The sequence below is a fragment of the Streptomyces spinoverrucosus genome (genome assembly GCF_006539505.1).
GTDB lineage: Bacteria > Actinomycetota > Actinomycetes > Streptomycetales > Streptomycetaceae > Streptomyces > Streptomyces spinoverrucosus.
In genome coordinates this window covers 1-20,337 of the sequence record NZ_BJND01000030.1, presented here as the reverse complement: position 1 = coordinate 20,337, position 20,337 = coordinate 1, and the positions used below count along the sequence as shown (strand labels likewise).

At 72.4% G+C, this 20,337-nt stretch carries 17 protein-coding genes and 1 pseudogene; 5 read left to right on the top strand and 13 right to left on the bottom strand.

The annotated features are described in order from the left end of the window. Positions 1–38 precede the first annotated feature (38 nt). Positions 39–1,688, bottom strand: a complete 1,650-nt coding sequence (gene pyrG / locus SSP24_RS21335; protein ID WP_141311272.1) for a CTP synthase — start codon at positions 1,686–1,688, stop codon at positions 39–41. 502 nt (positions 1,689–2,190) lie between these two features. Between pyrG and SSP24_RS21330 the strand changes: the two genes are divergently transcribed. The 3 genes from SSP24_RS21330 to SSP24_RS21320 all read left to right on the top strand — a co-directional run bounded on the left by SSP24_RS21330 (position 2,191) and on the right by SSP24_RS21320 (position 7,173). Beyond that, positions 2,191–3,993 carry a glycoside hydrolase family 15 protein gene (locus SSP24_RS21330; RefSeq protein ID WP_174864684.1) on the top strand — a complete coding sequence of 601 codons (1,803 nt, stop codon included), beginning with the start codon at positions 2,191–2,193 and terminating at the stop codon, positions 3,991–3,993. A gap of 67 nt (positions 3,994–4,060) precedes the next feature. Beyond that, complete coding sequence (locus tag SSP24_RS21325) at positions 4,061–5,437, top strand: FAD-binding oxidoreductase (protein ID WP_141311271.1); 1,377 nt, start codon at positions 4,061–4,063, stop codon at positions 5,435–5,437. Between the two features lie 77 nt (positions 5,438–5,514). Further along, on the top strand, positions 5,515–7,173 hold the full coding sequence (locus tag SSP24_RS21320; RefSeq protein ID WP_141311270.1) for a PucR family transcriptional regulator: 1,659 nt from the start codon (positions 5,515–5,517) through the stop codon (positions 7,171–7,173). 15 nt (positions 7,174–7,188) lie between these two features. On the opposite strand, the gene SSP24_RS21315 is transcribed toward SSP24_RS21320, so the two are convergent. From SSP24_RS21315 to SSP24_RS21290, 6 genes are all read right to left on the bottom strand, one after another. Further along, a complete protein-coding gene (locus SSP24_RS21315) occupies positions 7,189–8,325 on the bottom strand; it encodes a glycosyltransferase family 4 protein (protein WP_141311269.1) in 1,137 nt (378 codons plus the stop codon). Between the two features lie 214 nt (positions 8,326–8,539). Then, positions 8,540–9,304: a hypothetical protein gene (locus SSP24_RS21310; RefSeq protein WP_141311268.1), complete on the bottom strand. Its 765-nt coding sequence runs from the start codon at positions 9,302–9,304 to the stop codon at positions 8,540–8,542. A 19-nt stretch (positions 9,305–9,323) separates the two neighbouring features. Then, complete coding sequence (gene recN, locus SSP24_RS21305; protein ID WP_174864680.1) at positions 9,324–11,066, bottom strand: DNA repair protein RecN; 1,743 nt, start codon at positions 11,064–11,066, stop codon at positions 9,324–9,326. Between the two features lie 124 nt (positions 11,067–11,190). Then, the gene (locus tag SSP24_RS21300) at positions 11,191–12,096 is read right to left on the bottom strand and encodes an NAD kinase (RefSeq protein WP_141311267.1); all 906 of its coding nucleotides are present in this window, start codon (positions 12,094–12,096) and stop codon (positions 11,191–11,193) included. Further along, on the bottom strand, positions 12,093–12,908 hold the full coding sequence (locus SSP24_RS21295) for a TlyA family RNA methyltransferase (RefSeq protein ID WP_141311266.1): 816 nt from the start codon (positions 12,906–12,908) through the stop codon (positions 12,093–12,095). Before SSP24_RS21295 ends, SSP24_RS21300 begins: the two co-directional genes overlap by 4 nt. Positions 12,909–12,915: 7 nt before the next feature. Continuing rightward, positions 12,916–13,215, bottom strand: coding sequence for a hypothetical protein (locus SSP24_RS21290; RefSeq protein WP_141311265.1), 300 nt, complete (start codon positions 13,213–13,215; stop codon positions 12,916–12,918). Between the two features lie 42 nt (positions 13,216–13,257). Here SSP24_RS21290 and SSP24_RS21285 point away from each other — a divergent pair, with 42 nt between their 5' ends. Next, positions 13,258–13,605 (top strand): sterol-binding protein, encoded by a 348-nt coding sequence (locus SSP24_RS21285; protein WP_141311264.1) that lies wholly within the window; start codon positions 13,258–13,260, stop codon positions 13,603–13,605. On the opposite strand, the gene SSP24_RS21280 is transcribed toward SSP24_RS21285, so the two are convergent. The 4 genes from SSP24_RS21280 to SSP24_RS21265 all read right to left on the bottom strand — a co-directional run bounded on the left by SSP24_RS21280 (position 13,589) and on the right by SSP24_RS21265 (position 17,636). After that, complete coding sequence (locus tag SSP24_RS21280) at positions 13,589–14,443, bottom strand: ABC transporter ATP-binding protein (protein ID WP_141311263.1); 855 nt, start codon at positions 14,441–14,443, stop codon at positions 13,589–13,591. The genes SSP24_RS21285 and SSP24_RS21280 overlap by 17 nt on opposite strands. After that, positions 14,440–15,486: a FecCD family ABC transporter permease gene (locus SSP24_RS21275; RefSeq protein WP_141311262.1), complete on the bottom strand. Its 1,047-nt coding sequence runs from the start codon at positions 15,484–15,486 to the stop codon at positions 14,440–14,442. The genes SSP24_RS21280 and SSP24_RS21275 overlap by 4 nt, the downstream gene beginning before the upstream one ends. Next, positions 15,483–16,526: a FecCD family ABC transporter permease gene (locus tag SSP24_RS21270; RefSeq protein ID WP_141311261.1), complete on the bottom strand. Its 1,044-nt coding sequence runs from the start codon at positions 16,524–16,526 to the stop codon at positions 15,483–15,485. The genes SSP24_RS21275 and SSP24_RS21270 overlap by 4 nt, the downstream gene beginning before the upstream one ends. A gap of 81 nt (positions 16,527–16,607) precedes the next feature. Next, positions 16,608–17,636: an HAD hydrolase-like protein gene (locus tag SSP24_RS21265; RefSeq protein ID WP_141311260.1), complete on the bottom strand. Its 1,029-nt coding sequence runs from the start codon at positions 17,634–17,636 to the stop codon at positions 16,608–16,610. 81 nt (positions 17,637–17,717) lie between these two features. Here SSP24_RS21265 and SSP24_RS21260 point away from each other — a divergent pair, with 81 nt between their 5' ends. Next, the gene (locus SSP24_RS21260) at positions 17,718–19,007 is read left to right on the top strand and encodes a DUF1015 domain-containing protein (RefSeq protein ID WP_141311259.1); all 1,290 of its coding nucleotides are present in this window, start codon (positions 17,718–17,720) and stop codon (positions 19,005–19,007) included. Between the two features lie 57 nt (positions 19,008–19,064). On the opposite strand, the gene SSP24_RS43545 is transcribed toward SSP24_RS21260, so the two are convergent. Further along, entirely contained in the window at positions 19,065–19,811 is a 747-nt protein-coding gene (locus tag SSP24_RS43545) for a tetratricopeptide repeat protein (protein WP_141311337.1), read from the bottom strand. Continuing rightward, a pseudogene (locus SSP24_RS43540) lies at positions 19,790–20,337 on the bottom strand (hypothetical protein); the annotation flags it as partial. The gene SSP24_RS43545 and the pseudogene SSP24_RS43540, both read right to left, overlap by 22 nt.

The following is a 20,337-nucleotide window of genomic DNA, read 5'->3' as shown; positions in this document are numbered from 1 at the left end:
TTGAAGATTTGCACCCCGGCCACCGTACAACCGGTGTGTTACTTCGAGTTCTTCCGCTCGACCGCGGCCTTCACCAGCCCGGCGAACAGCGGGTGCGGACGCGTCGGCCGGGAGCGCAGCTCCGGGTGCGCCTGGGTGGCGACCAGGTACGGGTGGACGTCGCGCGGGTACTCCACGTACTCGACGAGCTTGCCGTCCGGGGAGGTGCCCGAGAAGAGGATGCCGGCCTTCTTCTCCAGCTCCGAGCGGTAGGCGTTGTTCACCTCGTAGCGGTGCCGGTGCCGCTCCTCGACGTACTCCTTGCCGTCGTACACCTCGCGCACGATGGAGCCCTCGGCCAGCTTGGCCGGGTACATGCCCAGGCGCATCGTGCCGCCCATGTCGCCCTCGCCCGCGACGATGTCGAGCTGCTCGGCCATGGTGGAGATGACAGGGTGGGCGGTGGCCGGGTCGAACTCGGTGGAGTTGGCGTCGCCGATGCCGGCCAGGTTGCGCGCGGCCTCGATCACGATGCACTGCAGGCCGAGGCAGAGGCCGAGCAGCGGGATCCTGTTCTCGCGGGCGTACTGGATGGCGCCGACCTTGCCGGAGACGCCGCGGTCGCCGAAGCCGCCCGGGACGCAGATGGCGTCCACGTCGGACAGCTGCGCCTCGGCGCCGGCCGGGGTCCTGCAGTCGTCGGAGGTGACCCACTTGATCTTCACGCGGGTCTTGTTGGCGAAGCCGCCCGCGCGCAGCGCCTCGGTGACCGAGAGGTAGGCGTCGGGCAGGTCGATGTACTTGCCGACGAGCGCGAGGTTGATCTCGTGCTGCGGGCTGTGCACCCGGTCGAGCAGGTCGTCCCAGGTCGTCCAGTCCACGTCACGGAACGGCAGGTCGAGGCGGCGGACGGCGTAGGCGTCCAGGCCCTCGGAGTGCACGACCTTGGGGATGTCGTAGATGGACGGCGCGTCGGGGCAGGCCACGACGGCGGCCTCGTCGACGTCGCACATCAGCGAGATCTTGCGCTTGATGGCGGTCGGCACCTCGCGGTCGCAGCGCAGCACGATGGCGTCCGGCTGGATACCGATGTTGCGCAGGGCCGCAACCGAGTGCTGGGTGGGCTTCGTCTTCAGCTCTCCCGAGGGGCCGATGTACGGCAGGAGCGAGATATGGACGACGAAGACGTTGTCGCGGCCGACCTCGTGACGGACCTGGCGGACGGTCTCCAGGAACGGCAGCGACTCGATGTCGCCGACCGTGCCGCCGACCTCGGTGATCACGACGTCCACCTCGTCCGTCGCCATGCGCCGGATGCGGTGCTTGATCTCATTCGTGATGTGCGGGATGACCTGCACGGTGTCGCCCAGGTACTCGCCGCGCCGCTCCTTGGCGATCACCGTCGAGTAGACCTGGCCGGTGGTGACGTTGGCGGAGCCGTCCAGATCGCGGTCGAGGAAGCGCTCGTAGTGGCCGATGTCCAGGTCGGTCTCGGCGCCGTCGTTGGTGACGAACACCTCACCGTGCTGGAAGGGGTTCATCGTGCCCGGGTCGACGTTGATGTACGGGTCGAGCTTCTGCATCACGACGCGCAGACCCCGGGCCTTGAGCAGCATGCCCAGGCTGGAGGCGGTCAGACCCTTGCCGAGAGAAGAGGCGACACCCCCGGTGACGAAGATGTGCTTGGTCGTCGAAGATTTGGGCGGCATGGCCAAGAGGAGGCTCCCGTGGTCTCGGTCTGGGGGTGCGGTGCGGCTGCCGTGCCGGGCGTCGCCGGGGGTGCCGTCGCTGCGGTTCGGGGGTTTCGTGCCCACCGGTCCACGGGCTACCAGGGTATCAGCGCGGCGGCCCGATGGCGCCCGCCCACGCTCCGCGCACGGCCCGCCACGTATGCGTACCGCTCACCTGTTTCTCACCCGGTGCTCACTCGTTCGGCGCAGGCGCGTTGCCGGGAGCGGCACGCAGATCATCTACGTGCGTCGTATCCTGCTCGGACACTCGCTGCCGAGTCGGCCGGCAACACGGCACCACCCCAGCCCGTAAGCACCGGAACAACACGAGCTCGTCAGATCGTTGAGCGACGACGGTCGTTTTGCCTCAGGGCAGCGCGACGGTTTTACTTCACTGCTCAACGACGCATTACAACCACCCCTTGACCGCACTAGCGAAAGCCCCCTATGGGGCTACGTGGCCGTTCGACTGGAGTTGCACGTGGCCGGGCGCATCGAAGACTACGCACTCATCGGAGACATGCAGACCGCTGCTCTGGTCTGCCGGGACGGCACAGTCGACTGGCTGTGCCTGCCCCGCTTCGACTCGCATGCCATCTTCGCCGGTCTGCTGGGCACCGAGGAGCACGGTTTCTGGCGGATCGGCCCCGCGCACGCGGCCGACGCCGAGCCGCCGACCGCCGCGCGCCGGGGCTACCGCGGCGACTCGCTGATCCTGGAATCCGAGTGGGACACCCCGCGCGGCACGGTCCGCGTGATCGACTTCATGCCGCCGCGTGACGGGGCCCCGCAGCTGATCCGGATCGTGGAGGGCGTCTCGGGCCGGGTGCCGATGCGGTCGGCGCTGCGGATGCGTTTCTCGTACGGCCGGATCGTGCCGTGGGTGCACAAGCACGAGGGGCGGACGGTGGCCGTCGCCGGCCCGGACTCGGTGTGGTTCGACACCTCCACCGAGACCTACGGCAAGGCGCTGACCACGTACGCGGACTTCACGGTCGCGCCCGGCGACCGGATCGCGTTCACCATCTCCTGGCAGCCCTCGCACAAGCAGCCGCCGCCGCTGCCGGAGCCGGAGCAGTCGCTGGAGGCGACGGAGGACTTCTGGCGCGAGTGGGTCGAGCACTGCACGTACCACGGCCCGTACCGCGAGGCGGTGATCCGCTCGCTGATCACGCTGAAGGCCCTGACGTACGCCCCCACGGGCGGCATCGTCGCCGCCCCCACGACCTCCCTCCCGGAGGAGATCGGCGGCGTACGCAACTGGGACTACCGCTACACCTGGCTGCGCGACGCCGCGATCACCCTGTCCTCGCTGCTGCGCACCGGCTACCGCGAGGAGGCCCGCGCCTGGCGCGAGTGGCTGCTGCGCGCGGTCGCCGGCGACCCGGAGAACCTGCAGATCATGTACGGCATCGCCGGTGAGCGCGAGCTGGGCGAGGCCGAGCTGGACTGGCTGCCCGGGTACGAGAACTCCGCGCCGGTCCGCGTCGGCAACGGCGCCGCCCACCAGCTCCAGCTCGACGTGTACGGCGAGGTCACCGAGGCCCTGCACCTGGCCCACATGACCGGCCTGGCCCGCAGCGACTACGCCTCACTGCTCCAGCTCAAGCTGATCCGCTACCTGGAGGACCACTGGCAGGAGCCGGACGAGGGCATCTGGGAGGTGCGCGGTCCGCGCCGCCACTTCGTGCACTCCAAGGTCATGGCCTGGGTCGCCGTCGACCGCACGATCAAGCTGCTGGAGTCCGGCGACGCGGACGGTCCGCTGGAGCGCTGGCGCGAGCTGCGCGACGACATCCACCGGGACGTGTGCGAGAAGGGCTACGACAAGGAGCGCAACACCTTCACGCAGTCCTACGGCTCGAAGGAACTGGACGCCTCGCTGCTGCTGATCCCGCAGATGGGCTTCCTGCCGCCGGACGACAAGCGGGTCATCGGCACCATCGAGGCCATCCAGCGCGAGCTGTCCACGCCGGACGGCTTCATCCTGCGCTACCCGACCTCCGGCGAGGACGCCGGCGTCGACGGCCTCCCCGGCGACGAGGGCGCCTTCCTCGCCTGCTCGTTCTGGATGGCCGACGACCTGGCGATGATCGGCCGCGTCGACGAGGCCCGCCGGCTGTTCGAGAAGCTCCTGTCACTGCGCAACGACCTCGGCCTCCTCGCCGAGGAATGGGACCCGCGCCTGCAACGCCAGGTCGGCAACTTCCCACAGGCCTTCAGCCACGTCCCCCTGATCGACACGGCCCTGCGCCTGACGGCTTCGGGGGCGTACGGCGGCTGAGCAGGCTGTGAGGGCCGGGCCCGCCTAGGCTGGAAGCTCACCTGCCCTTCCCGGGAAGGGGGCGGTCATGTCCTCCAAGGCGCACACTGCCCTCGTCGAGCTTCGCGAGGATCTCGACGGCGATGTGTTCGCGCCGTGGGATCCGGGATACGACGCGGCCCGGGCCGTCTTCAACGCCATGATCGACCGGCGGCCCGCCGTGATCGCGCAGTGCGCGCACGAGGCCGACGTCGTCCGGGCGGTGCGGTTCGCCCGGGAGCTGGACCTCAACATCGCGGTGCGCGGTGGCGGGCACAGCGTCGCGGGCATGGGGACGAACGACGCCGGGCTGGTCGTCGATCTGCGCCGGATGCACGGCGTGACCGTCGACCCCGCGGCCGAGGCGGTCCGCGTCGAGGGCGGCGCCACCATGAGCCGGCTGGACCGCGCGACCCAGCCGTACGGCCTGGCGACCACCGGCGCCCGGGCCTCCACCACCGGCGTCGCCGGCTTTGTGCTGGGCGGCGGCAGCGGCTGGCTGGAGCGCTCCTGCGGCCTCGCCGCCGACAACCTGCTCGGCGTCGAGCTGGTCACCGCGACCGGCGAGCGGATGCACGCGAACGCCGACGAAAACCCGGAGCTGTTCTGGGCCTTGCACGGCGGCGGCGGCAACTTCGGCATCGCCACCGCCCTCACCCTGAAGCTGTACGAGGTGCCGGAGTTCGCCCTCGCCCGCGTGCTGTACCTCCCGGAGCACGCCCGCGAGGCGATCCGCACCTACCGGGAGGTCATCGGCTCCGGCCCACTGGAGGCGAGTGGAGCCGTCGTCTGCCGGACCGGCCCGGCCGCCGAGTTCGTACCGGCGTCGCTGGTCGGCAGGCTGCTGTGCTGTGTGCTGCTGACGTACGCGGGCTCCGAGGAGGACCTGCGCAAGCTGGCCGAGCCGCTGCTGGCGCTGCCGCACGAGTCGGAGGTCGTCACCGCCGTCCCGTACGCCGACGTCCAGTGCCTGCTCGATGCCCCGCCCGGCCTGCGCAACCACTGGTCGGCGGAGTATCTGTCCGGCGCGCCGGACGACTTCGTGGACGTCTTCTGCGCCCTCGCGGACACCCTGCCCGCGCCGACCGGCACCCGGTACCTGCTGTTCCCGCTGGGCGGCGCAGTCGCCGACGCCCCGGCCGACCACCCGGTGCCGTACCGGAACGCGGCCTGGGCCGTGCATCCCTTCGGTCACTGGACGGACCCGGCGGACGACGAGCGGTGCATGGGCTGGGTGCGGGACGTCCGCGCCGCCGTCCGGCCGTGGAGCACCGGCGCGGTCAACCTCAACTTCGTCGGCGACGAGGGACGGGACCGGGTACGGGCCGGACTGGGCCCGCACAACATGTGGCGGCTGGGCGTGGTGAAGCGGCGCTACGACCCGGACAACGTCTTCCGCTTCAACCACAACATCAGGCCCCTGTAGGCCTGGCGGGCACGTGATCGTCTCCGTGCTCCCCCCGGAACTGTCACCGAGCCGTCCGCGCAGGTAGCGTCCGCTGCATGGACAGCCGATTCGACAGCACGGGCGCCGGGATCACCGTTCAACGGGCGCTGGAGCTGCCCGGCCTGCGCAGCGGGCTCCCCGAGGTGCTCGCGGGTGCGGAGCGGCTGCAGCGGACCGTGCGCTGGGTGCACGCGGGCGAGGTGCCGAACATCGCCTCGCTGCTGAAGGGCGGAGAACTGCTGCTGACCACGGGGTACGGCCTCGGCACCCGCCCCGCGGACCAGCGCGCGTTCGTCCGCACCCTGGCCGAGCGCGGTATCGCGGCCCTGGTCGTCGAGCTCGGCCCCCGCTTCACCCGGCTGCCCGCCGCCCTGGTCGAGACGGCCCGCACGGCCGGGCTGCCGCTGGTCCAGCTGCACCGCGAGGTGCCGTTCGTGACGGTCACCGAGGAGATCCACACCGAGATCGTCAACGGCCACTACGCGCTGCTCCAGCGCGCCGAGGAGGTGCACCGCCGCTGCACGGAGGCCCTGCTGGGCGGTGGCGGCATCCCGCAGGTCCTCGGCATCCTGGCCGACTTCAGCGGCAACCCGGTCTTCCTGGAGACCACCGACGGCCAGCTGCTGTACGCCGCCGGGGCCGGGCCTGAAGGCGCGGAACCGCTCCAGGTGTGGGAGGGGCTGCGCGGCCAGCACAAGGACGCCCCGCCGGCCGGGTCGGTGCTGGTGGACGTGCCGGGCAGCGGCCCGGGCACGGGCCCCGGCACTGGCTCGGTGCGGGCGAGGCTGGTGCTGCTGCCGGTGCGCGCGCCGCTCGCGCCGGTGCACCGGATCGCCGCCGAGCGGACCGCGGGCATCCTGGCCGTGGTGCTGATGCAGGCCCGCCAGGAGGAGGAGCTGGCCGCGCGCGGCCGCGGCGACTTCCTGACCGACCTGGCCGAGGGCCGGATCACCGCCGAGGACGCCCCGGCGCAAGCGCGCGTGCTGGGCTTCAAACCGGGCGGCAGCCCGTTGCTGCCGGTGGTCATGCGGCTGGGCGACGCGCTGGCGCCGGGCGGCGGCTGGGCGGTGCTGGCACGCGCCGTCTCGGAGGAGCTGGCCTCGGTGGGCGTGCCTGTCCTGCTCGGCGTACGACCGGTGGAGGGCCGCGTCCTGGTGCTGCTCGGCCTGCGTTCGGAGTCGGAGCGCTCGGCGGTCGCCGACCGGGTCGCGGCGGCGCTGCGGGCCGGGGTGGAGCGGGCCGGGATGCAGCGTCCGGGGGCGCAGCCGCCGGTCGTGGTCGTCGGGGTGGCCGGCGGCTGGGCGGCGGCGTCGGCGGGGCTGCGGCACGCGGCGGAGACGGCGACCGCCGCGCAGGGGCTCACGGACCGGCCCTGGTACGACGCCCGCCGGCTGGACATCGACCTGTTGCTGTGGCGGTTGCGGGACCATCCCGATCTGGCCGCCTTCGTGGACCGGGCGATCGGTCCGGTCCGGGACCACGACAGCCGTGCCAAGCCGCCGCTGCTGCCCACCCTGGAGACCTATCTCGCGCACGCCGGACGCAAGGCGGAGACGGCCCGCGAGCTGCACCTCAACCGGCAGACGCTGTACAACCGCCTCGCCCGCATCGGTGAGTTGCTGGGCACCGACCTCGACGACCCGCAGACGGTGCTGGCGTTGAGCCTCGCCCTGCGGGCCCGCAGGCACGTCGGTCAGGGCAGCGGCATCGGCTAGATCAGCGGCATCGGGTCAGATCAGCGGCCGGGGCTGCGTCAACTCGTCGTACACGCTGAGCACTTGGGCGACCGTCTCGTCCTCGGTCGGCCAGGTCGCCGCCTGCCGCAGCCCCTTCTCCGCCAGCAGCTCCCGCCGCTCGGGGTCGCCGAGCAGCCGTACGACGGCGGTGGCGAACGCCTCCGCGTCCCCGGGCGGGACGAGTTCGGCCGCGTCGCCGACGAGTTCGGGCACACCGCCGACGGCGGTGGCGACCAGCGGCACGCGCGCGTGCAGGGCCTCCTGGGCCAGCAGTGACCGCGACTCCCACCGGCTCGGCAGCAGTGCCAGATCGGCGGCGGCGAGCAGCTCACCCACGTCGTCGCGGCGGCCGATGAGCCGCACCGGCAGCCCCTCCTCCTCGATCCGGCGCTGCAACGCCGTGCGCAACGGCCCCTCGCCCGCGATGGCGACCAGCGGCACGGGATCGAGCCCACGCCAGGCGCGGGCGGCGGCGAGCAGGACGTCGTAGCCGCGCCGCGGGTCGAGGGAGCCGACGGCCATCAGCAACGGGCGTCCGATGGCGCCGAGTTCGGCCCGGATCTTGGGGCGCGCGAGGTCGGGCTCGTCGGGCTCGGCGGGCGTGCGGTGCCCGGGCAGGGCGATCGCGGCGAGCCGTGCGTCGCGCGCACCCGCCTTCCGTGCCCGGTCGACGAGATCGGAGGTGGTGCCGAGCACCACGGCGGCCGCCCGCACCACCCGGCGCTCCAGCATGCGCAGAAAGTGGGCGCGCGCCCCCTCGGCGTGGGCGCGGTTGTGCCAGGTGACGATCAGCGGGGTGCTCCGTCCGGCCAGGGCGAGCGCGGCCCGGAACGAGGCGTGCAGCCCGTGCGCGTGCACCAGGTCGGCGCCCGTGCACGCGGCGCGCAGCGCCGCCACCGACCCCGGGTCGCTGCTGCGCGGCACGTGCACGTGCTCGGCGCCGGCCCCGCTGAAGTCGTAGGTGCGATCCGCCTCGACGGGGGCGCACACCGTGACCCGCACGCCCCGCGCGACGAGCCCCGCGGCCAGCGAGCGCACGTGCGCGCTGCTGCCGGCGTTGCCTCCGCCCAGCACCTGCACGGTGCGCAGCGTCGACTGGCCGTGCGGAGAGTGGCTGCTCACGGGGGTCACGTGGCCGGGGCTCCTGGGTTCGGCGGTTCGGCGTCGGACGGTGACGACGGTTCACGACGGTCACGGAGAAACGTACAGAAGGATGCGGCGGAGGGGGTGCGCCGCGCGACGTCCTCCGCGCACTCGCCCAAGGATGCCAGGAGGTACGGCCGTTCCGGCAACGCCGGAGATCACACGCTCCCGCACGCCGGGGCAACGCGCCGCCCGACGTCACTCACCCGAGTGACCTCGCAAGCCCACTCACCCGGTCCCCGCACACCGCCGCGACCACGACGCCGGCCGCATGCGCGACCAGCCCGACCCGCCCGTTGGCCGCGACGACAGCCGCCCCGAGGGCGGCACCCAGCGCATGCGCGCCCGTGTCCCCGATCATCACGCGCTCCCCGAGATCGTCCGGCAGCACGGCCCCGGCCGCCCCCATGGCGACGGCGGCCAACTCCGCCGCCCCGGGCCCCTTGCGCAGCAGCCCGGGCGCCGCGAGCGCGACGACCGCCCCGGCGGCCCTCCCCGGCCGCACATCCACCAGGTTGACGACATGCGCGGCCCCGGCGATCACGATCCCCGCCAGCACCTTGTCGAGCGGCCGCTCCTTGAGCGCGGCGCCCGCGAGCAGCCCCGCAGCGGAGATCCCGACCAGCTTGACGGCCCCGCTGGTGACCTCCCCCTCCCGCAACGCCGCCAGATGCGCCCGGAAGCCGCGCCGGTGATCCCCGGCCACGTCGTCGTACGCCCCACAGGCGCCGACGGCGACCAGGGCGGCCCCGGCGAGCGGGCTCACCCGTCCGACGCCGACGGCCGTGGCGAGGGCGGTGGCCGGACCGGCGTACAACTCGACGGTCCGTCCGGCGTAGTTCTTCCGCTCCCAGCGCTCACGGCCGCCGGGGGCGGTGCTGCGCAGGACGGTGAGGGCGGCGCGGGTGAGGGCGGCGGTGACCGCGAGAGAGGTGGTCCTCGGCGTGCGACGGAGACGGGTGATCATCGCACTACCGTACGACCTGCTACCCGTCCGCCCGAGCGGTCTCCAGCAGCTCCTCCGCATGCGCCCGCGCCGTCTGAGAGTCCTCCTGACCGGCCAGCATCCGGGACAGCTCCCGGATCCGGTCCTCGCCCTCCAGCACCTTCACGCCGGACCTTGTCACCGACCCGTCGTTGGTCTTCTCGACCAGCAACTGCCGGTCCGCGAAGGCCGCCACCTGCGGCAGGTGCGTCACCACGACGACCTGCGCGGTCTTCGCCAGCCGTGCCAGCCGCCGCCCGATCTCCACCGCGGCCTTGCCACCCACGCCGGCGTCCACCTCGTCGAAGAGGTACGTCGGCACCGGATCCGTCCCCGCGAACACGACCTCCACGGCCAGCATCACGCGCGACAGCTCACCGCCGGACGCGCCCTTGGCGATGGGCCGCGGCGGCGCACCCGGGTGGGGCGCCAGCAGCAGCTCGACCTCGTCGGCACCCGACGGCCCGTACGCCACCGGGCGGCCGCCGACCTCGACGCCCTCCGGGTCCTCGGTCTGCCGGATGGCGAACGACACGCGCGCGTGCGGCATGGCGAGCGACGCCAGCTCGGCGGTCACAGCGGCCGCGAACCGCTCGGCCGCGTCCCTCCGCGCGTCCGTCAGCGCCTGCGCCAGCCCACCCAGTTCGGCCCGCAGCGCGTCCCGCTCGGCGGTCAGCTCCCCGATCCGCTCGTCGTCGCCGTCGAGCTCGGTGAGCCGCGCGGCGCCCTGCTCGGCCCAGGCGAGCACGGCGTTGATGTCCTCGCCGTACTTCCGGGTCAGCGCGGTCAGCGCGGCCCGCCGCTCCTCGACCGCCGCCAGCCGCAGGGGATCGGCGTCCAGATCGTCGGCGTACCCCGCCAACTCGCCCGCCACATCGCCCAGCAGGATCCCGACCTCCCCGATCCGGTCGGCGAGCGCCGCCAGCGCCGGGTCGTGCGACCGTACGGTCTCCAGCGCCCGATGCGCCCCCGCGACGAGCGTCGAGGCGTCGACGCCCTCGGGATCCTCGGGATTCCCCGCGAGCGCCACATGAGCGGCCGTGGCGGCGGACGCCAGCGCCTCCGCATGCCCCAGCCGCTCGGCCTCCTCGGCGAGCTCCACGTCCTCCCCGGCCCGCGGCTCGACGGCGGCGATCTCGTCGAGCCCGTACCGCAGCATGTCGGCTTCCTGAGCCCGCTCACGCGCGCGCGTGGTGATCTCTTCGAGCTCGACGGAGACGGCCCGCAGCCGCCGGTAGGCCTCGGAGTACTTGGCCAGCGGCCCGGCCACCGCGTCACCGGCGTACCGGTCGAGCGCCTGCCGCTGCCGCGACAGCTTCAGCAGCCCCTGCTGATCGGTCTGCCCGTGCACGGCCACCAGCTCGTCCGCCAGCTCGGCCAGCACCCCCACGGGCACGGACCGCCCGCCGACATGCGCCCGGGACCGCCCCTCGGCGGAAACGGTACGGCTGATCAGCAGGGCCCCGTCGTCGAGCTCGGCCCCGGCCTCCTCGGCCCGTACGGCGACCGAGGCGTCCGCGGGCACGGTGATCCGCCCCTCCACGACCGCCTTACCGGCCCCGATCCGCACGAGCGCCGGATCCGCCCGCCCACCCAGCAACAGCCCCAGGCTGGTGACCACCATGGTCTTGCCCGCACCCGTCTCACCGGTGACGGCGGTGAACCCCGGCGACAGCTCGACGACGGCATCGTCGATGACTCCGAGCGACCGTATCCGCATCTCCTCCAACACGGACACGACCATACGAGGTCCGGGAGCAGAAGTGCACGCGGGCCACCCATGTCACCCACGCGAGTGCACGCCGGGAAGGGGCGCGGGGAACTGCGCGAGAAACCACACACCACCCGCACTCGACCACCGGCATCAGCTAATGCGGCGCTCCCCGCCACCCAGAAACAGGCAACGCAAACTTGGCCACCAGCCGATCCGTGAACGAAGCATGATGCAGCCGAGCAAGCCGCACAGGCACAGCCCCCCGCCGCACCTCAACCCGCGCCCCCGGCGGCAACTCCACAGTCCGCCGCCCATCACACCACAGCACACCCGGCGGAATATGCGGCAAAACCTCCACCGCAAGCACCGAATCGGGCGACGTCACCAACGGCTTCGCGAACAACGCATGCGCACTGATCGGCACCATCAACAACGCCTCCACCTCGGGCCACACCACAGGCCCACCCGCGGAAAACGCATACGCCGTAGACCCAGTAGGCGTCGAGAGAACAATCCCGTCACACCCAAACCCGGTCACCGGCCGCCCATCAATCTCCAGCACCACTTCCAACAGCTTCTCGGCGCCAGCCTTCTGCACCGCCGCCTCGTTCAGCGCCCAGTCGGTGTGCACGATGTCGCCGTTGCTGTGCACGACGACGTCGACCGTCATCCGCTCCTCGACCTCGTACGCCCGCGTCACCACCCGGTCGACGACCTTGTCCAGATCGTCCCGCTCGGCCTCGGCGAGGAACCCCACCCGCCCGAGGTTGACGCCGAGCATCGGCACCCCGGACGCCCGCGCGAACTCCGCGCCCCGCAGCAGCGTCCCGTCACCGCCGAGCACTATCAGCAGCTCGCACCCGTCGAGGCACTGCGGAGTCGCCTCCTTGACCAGCTGCACCTCGTCCGGCAGCGGCAGATCAAGCGCCTCCGCCTCCAGCACCCGCACGCCGATCCCGGACCGCAGCAGTCCCTTGACCACCAGCTCGGCGCTGCGCACGGCCGCGGGCCGTCCGGTGTGGGCGAGCAGAAAAACAGTACGAGCTCGGTTCGCTGTCAACGCGGCCCCTCCGCAACTGCACGATCGACGTCGGCCGGGTCCAGTCGGGGAGCCCCGGCCCGCAGCCACAGAAAGTACTCGACATTCCCCGAGGGCCCGGGCAACGGACTGGCCGTCACACCCTTCACCCCGAGCCCCAGCTCCCAGGCCCGCTCGGCCACCGCGCACACGGCCTCGGCGCGCAACTGCGGACTCCGTACCACTCCCCCGCTGCCCAGCCGTTCCTTGCCCACCTCGAACTGCGGCTTGACCATCATCACCAGGTCGGCGTCCGGCCGTACACAGCGCACGAGTGCGGGCAGGACCAGCCCGAGCGGGATGAAGGACAGATCCCCCACGACAAGATCCACAGGTTCCCCATCGATCGCTTCAAGCGTCAACTCCCGTACGTTCGTACGGTCCTTGACGGTGACGCGTTCATCGCTCTGCAGACTCCAGGCGAGTTGCCCGTATCCGACGTCGACGGCGACGACATGCGCGGCCCCCGCCCGCAGCAGCACGTCGGTGAAACCGCCGGTGGAGGCCCCGGCGTCCAGCGCCCGCCGCCCCTCGACGACAAGCCCCTGCGGGACGAACACCTTCAGCGCGCCGGCGAGCTTGTGGCCGCCGCGCGAGACGTAGCCGGGATCGCTGTCGTCGGCCGCGACGACGATGGCCGCCGAGGTCTCCACCTGCGTGGCGGGCTTGGTCGCGACGATCTTGCCGACGGCGACCCGCCCGGCGGCGATCAGCTGACTGGCGTGCTCGCGCGAGCGCGCCAGCTTCCGGTGGACCAGCTCCGCATCCAGACGGCGACGTGCGACTCCTGCCACGTTCGGTTCAGCTCCTACTGCCATACGTCGATGGGGGCGCCGGAGGTCCCGGGCGGGCGTCGAGCGCGGTGAGCGCGTCGCGCAGCCCCCGATGTACATCCTCGTACACCTCGACGTGTCCGTCGGTGGCCAGGTGGTCGGCGTCGGCCAGCCGCTCCAGCTGGGCGTCCACCTCGGAGTTGCCTGTGGGGGTGCGGGGCACGCCGAGCGGGGCGGGCGCGGCGGGGTCGTACTCGGGCACGGGCCCGGCCCCGGGCTCATCCTCCGCCGCTGCTGGGATACCGGCTTCCGGCACTGCGTCGCTCATGCCCCGACGCTACCCCGTACCCCTGCGGTACGGTCGACCGCGATGGCCACGATCGAGGAGTGCCGCGCCGCACTCGAAAAGCTCTCGGACAACATGCAGAGCGCCGAAGGGGACGTACGCGAGGCGGCGGCCCTGGACCGCTCGGTGAGCTGCCACATCAAGGACCTGGACGTCACCTTCGCCGGCCGGATGACCGGGGGCCGGATCGTGGTGCACGACACACTTGAGGGCCCGCCCCGTGAGAGGGCGCAGATCCGGCTCGCGCTGACCGGCGACGACCTGGTGGCGCTGGTGGACGGCGAGCTGAACTTCGCCAAGGCCTGGGGGTCGGGCCGGGTCCGGTTCGAGGCGGGCCTGCGTGATCTGTTCCGCCTCAGGAAGCTTCTTTAGCCGCCACCCGCGCGCGTGCCTTGCGCGCCGCCGGCACCACCAGCGGCGTCCCCGTCTCCGGATCGTCGATGACCTGGCAGCGCAGCCCGAAGACCTCCTCCACCAGCTCGGCGGTGACGATGTCGTTCGGCGCGCCCTCGGCGATCACCTCGCCGCCGCGCAGCGCGATGAGGTGCGTGGCGTACCGGGCGGCGTGATTGAGGTCGTGCAGCACGGCGACGAGGGTCCGCCCCTGCTCCTCGTGCAGCTCCGCGCACAGATCCAGTACGTCGATCTGGTGGTGGATGTCCAGATACGTCGTCGGCTCGTCCAGCAGCAGCAGTGGCGTCTGCTGGGCGAGGGCCATCGCGATCCACACGCGCTGTCGCTGGCCGCCGGACAACTCGTCGACATAGCGATCGGCGAGTTCGGCGACCCCGGTCTGCGCCATGGACTCCTGCACGACCCGCTCGTCCTCGGTCGACCACTGCCGCAGGATCCCCTGGTGCGGATACCGTCCGCGGCCCACCAGGTCGGCGACCGTGATCCCGTCCGGCGCGATCGACGACTGGGGCAGCAGACCGAGCGTCCGGGCGACCTTCTTCGCCGGCATCGACTGGATGACCTGCCCGTCCAGCAGCACCCGGCCCTGGCTCGGCTTGAGCATCCGCGACAGCGCGCGCAGCAGCGTGGACTTGCCGCAGGCGTTCGGGCCGACGATCACGGTGAACGAGTTGTCGGGGATCTCCACCGACAACCGCTCGGCGATGACGCGCTGGTCGTAGGCGAGGGTGACGTTCTCGGCGGACAGGCGGTTCACGGTGCTCCTTTGGATGTTCTGGTGCGCGGGGCCGCTCATATCCGCCCCGCCTTGCGCTCGGTGACCAGCAGCCACAGCAGGTAGACGCCACCGAGCACGCCGGTGACCACGCCCACGGGCAGTTGGTCGGCGCCGAAGACGCGCTGCGAGATCCAGTCGGCGGTGACCAGCAGGGCCGCGCCCATGCACAGCGAGGGCAGCAGGTTCGGGCCGGGCGAGCGGGTCAGCCGGCGGGCCAGCTGCGGCGCGGTGAGCGCGACGAAGCTGACGGGACCGGCGGCGGCGGTGGCGGCGGCGGTCAGCAGCACCGCGGCCACCAGCAGCAGCATCCGCACCCGCTCGACCCGCACTCCGAGCGAGTACGACACGTCGTCGCCCATCTCCAGCATCCGCAGCCCGCGTGCGTTGGCGAGGACGAGCGGTACGACGACGGCGCACAGCGCGAGCAGCGGCCAGACCTGCGCCCAGTCACGGCCGCTGAGCGACCCGGTCATCCAGACGACTGCCCGGGCCGCGTCGACCAGGTCGGCCTTGGTCAGCAGATAGCCGTTGACAGCGGTCATGACGGCGGAGATACCGATCCCGACCAGCACGAACCGATACCCGTGCACGCCCTGCTTCCACGCGAGCACGTAGATCGCCAGGCCTGTCCCGAGGCCGCCCACGAGCGCCCCGACGGTGACAGCGCCCGCGCTGCCGGAGAACAGCACGATCACCACGAGCGCCCCGGCGGTCGCGCCCTGCCCGAGGCCGAGGATGTCCGGACTGCCCAGCGGGTTGCGGGAGATGGACTGGAAGAGCGCGCCGCCCAGCCCGAGCGATGCGCCGACCAGCAGCCCGACCAGGACCCGCGGCAGCCGCAGTTCGTTGACGATGAACTCCTGCCCGGCGTCCCCGTTGCCGACGAGCGTCTTCAGCACGTCGGCGGCGGGGATCGGGAAGTCACCGGTGCCGATCAGCACCACACTCGCGGCGAGCGCGGCGAGCAGCAGCAGGACGACGACGGTGCAGGCCCGGACGTCCAGGCGCACGGACAGCCCGCCCGGCGTCCGTACGGCACGGTTGGCACGGTTGGTGGTCACAGCTGGGCCGTCCTCCGCCGTCGTACGAGAAAGATGAAGACCGGGCCGCCGATGATCGCTGTCACGATGCCGACCTGGAGTTCCGCGGGCCGCGTGACGATCCGGCCGAGCACGTCGGCGCCGAGCAGCAGCACCGGCGACAGGACGGCCGCGTATGGCAGGATCCAGCGCAGGTCGGGCCCGGTGAAGGACCGTACGACGTGCGGCACCATCAGGCCGACGAACACGATCGGCCCGCAGGCGGCGGTCGCCGCCCCGCACAGCACGGTGGCGGCGAGCATGGACAGCGCCCTAGTGCGGTTGAGGTTGGCGCCGAGAGCCTTGGCGGTGTCGTCGCCCATGGCCATCGCGTTCAGCGGGCGTGCCAGGGCGAGCGCGAGGAGCGAACCGGCCACCAGGAACGGCAGCACCTGCGTGATGGTGTCGTCGGTCGCCGCGCTCAGCGAACCGACCGTCCAGAACCGCATCCGGTCCAGCGCCGCCTCGTCCAGGATCATCAGGGCCTGGAGGTAGCCGTAGAGGGCGGCACTGATCGCCGTACCGGCGAGCGCGAGCCGCACCGGCGTGGCACCCCGGCTGCCGCCCAGGAACCACACCAGCGCCCCGACCGCGGCCGCGCCGAAGAACGCGAACCACACATAGCCGTTGAGGCTGGTGACGCCGAAGAAGGTGATGGCGGTGACGACCGCCGCGGACGCGCCCGCGTTGATGCCGAGCAGTCCGGGGTCGGCCAGCGGATTGCGGGTGAGCGCCTGCAACACCGCTCCGGACAGCCCGAGCGCGGCACCGGCGAGCAGCCCGAGCAGGGTCCGGGACAGCCGCTCGCCGACCACGACGTCGCCGTAGGTCCCCGAATCCTGGAACAGACCGTGCCAAACCTGCCCAAGGGTCAGCTCCTTCGCACCGACGGCGATGCTCGTCAACGCGACGAGCACCATGATCAGCACAGCGAGGAGCAGCCCAACGGCACGTATCACCCGGCGGGTTGGGGGCGCGGAGGTGTCTTCCGCGCGCTGTTCGGGGGGACTCTCGACCAACACGCAGTTAGGTTAGCCTACCCTCGCATTGGATCAAGATCCCGACCGGACCAGGCCACGCCCCGACGCCGGGCCCCCAGGCCGCTACAGCGCCAGCCTCGCCAACGCCTTCCCCCCGTCCAGCTCACAAACCCCTTCCCCGGCCGCCGTCCAGGCAGCCGCGCACAGCGCCCGCAACCCGTCCAGCGCCTCCCCCTCACCGTCCAGCTCCAGCCGCCCGTCCCCGGCCGTCGCCGTCCAGCCACCGCACCGGAAGCCCACACCGGCCTCCACGACCTCCGGCTGCCCGGTGAGCATCCCCCGCAGATCCGCGTCGACATACGTCGGCCGGTGCTGCGGCGGCGCGGCGAGCAGTTGCGGCCCGTCGGTCACGCCGGTCAGCACGAGCAGCGAGTCGACGCCCCCGTTGAACGCGCCCTCGATGTCCGTGTCCAGCCGGTCCCCCACCACCAGCGGCCGCTGTGCGCCCGTCCGCAGGATCGTCTCCCGGTGCATCGGCGGCAGCGGCTTGCCAGCCACCTGCGGCTCGGCACCGGTCGCTATCCGCACCACCGCCACCGCCGCCCCGTTCCCCGGCGCGATCCCGCGCGCGCTAGGGATCGTCAGGTCCGTGTTCGACGCGAACCAAGGCACCCCGCGCGCGATGGCGTAACACGCCTCGGCGAACCGCCCCCACGGCAACTCCGGCCCGCCGTACCCCTGTACGACCGCCACGGGGTCGTCGTCCGCCGACTCCACCGGCACGAGCCCCCGCTCCCGCACCGCCACCCGCAGCCCCTCGCCACCGACCACCAGCACCCGCGCCCCCGCGGGCACCTGCTCGGCGATCAGCCGCGCGACCGCCTGCGCCGAGGTGATGACGTCACCGGCCTGCGCCGGTATGCCCAGCTCCGTCAGGTGCGCGGCCACGGCGTCCGGCGTCCGCAGCGCGTTGTTCGTGACGTACGCCAGATGCATCCCACCCGCCCGCGCGGCCCCCAGCGAGTCGACGGCGTGCGCGATCGCCTCCCCGCCCGCGTACACCACCCCGTCCAGGTCGAGCAGCGCCGTGTCGTACGCCTCGCTCAGCGCCCGCCCGCTGCCCTCGGGCCTGGTCCTGACCTGCTGGCTCATTCCCCACCGCTCCTCGGTCCACCGGCTTTCCCCCGATCATGCCTCACGCCACTGACACACGCGCGCACGTACGATGCCGAGATGAACACAGCAGGTCACCCGGAAGCAGCGACGCGCCGAGGCCTGGAACTCACCCCGTTCCGAGGCCTTCGCTACGACCCCGACCGGGTCGGCAGTCTGGCGGCCGTGACGTCCCCGCCGTACGACGTCGTGGTACGCCCCGACGGCCTGCACCACTTGCAGTCGGCAGACCCGCACAACATCGTCCGGCTGATCCTCCCCGAGGCCGACACGCCCACCGCGCGCAACGCCCAGGCCGCCGACACCCTGCACCGCTGGCTCACCGAAGGCATCTTGGCCGCCGACCCCGAACCCGGCCTCTACGTCTACGAACAGCACGACGGCAACGGCATGCTCCAGCGCGGAATCATCGGCGCCCTGCGCGTGTCCGATCCGGCGGAGGGCGTGGTCCTGCCGCACGAGGACGTCATGCCGCACATCGTCGCCGACCGCGCCGACCTGATGCGCGCCACCTCCGCGAACCTCGAACCCCTCCTGCTGACCTACCGCGGCAACGGCGGGGCGGACACGAGCGAGGTCGTCGAACGAACTGCCGAAAAGCCCCCGCTCCTCGCCACCACCACCGAGGACGGCTTCAGCCACCGCCTCTGGTCCATCACCGACGCCGACGACCTGGCCCGCGTCCAGTCCGACCTCGCCCACCACCAGGCCCTCATCGCCGACGGCCACCACCGCTGGGCCACCTACCGCCGCCTGCGCGCCGAGCACCCCTCCCCCAGCCCCTGGGACTACGGCCTGGTCCTCCTGGTCGACACCGCTCGCTACCCCCTGCGCGTGCGCGCCATTCACCGCCTCCTGCACGGCCTGCCGGTGCCCGACGCCCTGTCCGCCCTCCAGGGCCACTTCCGCGTCCGCCGCGTGGACGCACCGCTCCCCGAGGCCCTCACGGCCCTCGCCGAAGCCGCGGCCTCAGGCAACGCCTTCCTGCTCGCCGGCGACGGCACGTTCCACCTGGTCGACCGCCCCGACCCGGACCTCCTGACCCGCACGATCCCCACGGACCGCCCCGAGGCCTGGCGCACCCTCGACGCCACGGTCCTGCACGCCACCCTCCTCGACCACATCTGGCACATCCCCGAGGACTCCCCCGCCCACATCGCGTACATCCACGACGCGGCCGCCACGGTCCGCAAGGCGGAACGCGACGGCAGCACGGCGGTCCTGATGCACCCGGTCCACGAGGACGTCGTACGAGACCTGGCCCGCCAGGGCGTCACGATGCCCCGCAAGTCGACGTCGTTCGGCCCCAAACCGGCGTCGGGCCTGGTGCTCCGCGCGCTGAACATCTGACGCGCATACGAAAGTGGGCGAGACCCTTAGGGTCCCGCCCACTCTCACATCCGGACGTCAGTCCCGGTCGCCGTCCCCGGCGGAGCCCGACTCGTCCTTGACCTCGCCCTCGTCCTCCTGGCTCTCGTCGAGGGCGTCGACGAACTCCACCCCGTCCAGCTCGGCCAGCCGGTCCGAGGCATCCGTGCTGCCGTCCCGGTCCGCCTCCACGGCCTTCGCGAACCACTCCCGCGCCTCACGCTCCCGCCCGGCCGCAAGCAGCGCGTCGGCGTACGCGTACCGCAGCCGCGCGGTCCACGGCTGTACGGAGCTGGAGGCCAGCTCCGGGCTCTGCAGCGTCACGATGGCCGCGTCGAGCTGCCCCATGTCACGCCGGGCGCCGGCCGCGACGAGCCGCATCTCCACCTGCCCGGCCTTGTCGAGCTTCTGCACCTCGGGCGCCCCGGCCATGTCCAGCGCCTTCTCCGGCCGCCCGAGCCCACGCTCGCAGTCGGCCATGACCGGCCACAGCTCCACGGAACCCGTCATCCGCCGCGCCGCACGGAACTCGGCCAACGCCTCCGCGTACTTCTGATTCGCATAGGCCGCGAACCCGGCCGCCTCCCGTACGGCAGCGACGCGCGACGCCAGCCGCAGGGCGACCTTGGAGTAGCCGTACGCCCCCTCGGGGTCCTCGTCGATCAGCCGCGCGACCATGACGAGGTTCTTGGCGACGTCCTCCGCGAGCGTCTTCGGCAGACTCTGCAGCTCCTGCCGTACGTCCTTGTCGATCTCGTCGCCGGTCACGTCCTCCGGGATCGGCAGCCGCTTGATGGGCTCACGGTCCCGCTCCCGCTCCTCACGGAACCGACCGCCACCGCCACCGCCGCCGCGCCGGTCATCACGCCCACGGAAGCCACCGGGCCGACCGCCACGGTCGTCCCGACGGGGCCCACGTCCACGGTCGTCCCGCCCGCGGAACCCACCACGCTCACCCCGGTCGTCACGCCGACCGTAGCCACCACGGTCCCCACGATCGTCCCGCCGGACGCCACGGTCGCGGTCGTCACGCCGGTCGTCGCGCCGATCATCCCGGCGATCGTCCCGACGGTCGTCCCGGCGGTCGTCCCGACGGTAGTCCCGGCGGCCGTATCCGCCCCGGTCGCTGTCACGCCGGTCGTCGCGCCTGTCGTCACGGCGATCGTCGCGACGGAAGCCACCGCGGTCATCACCACGCCGGTCATCACGGCGGTCGTCACGGCGGAACCCGCCACGGTCATCACCACGCCGGTCATCGCGACGGTCGTCACGGCGGAAGCCACCGCGGTCATCACCACGCCGGTCATCGCGA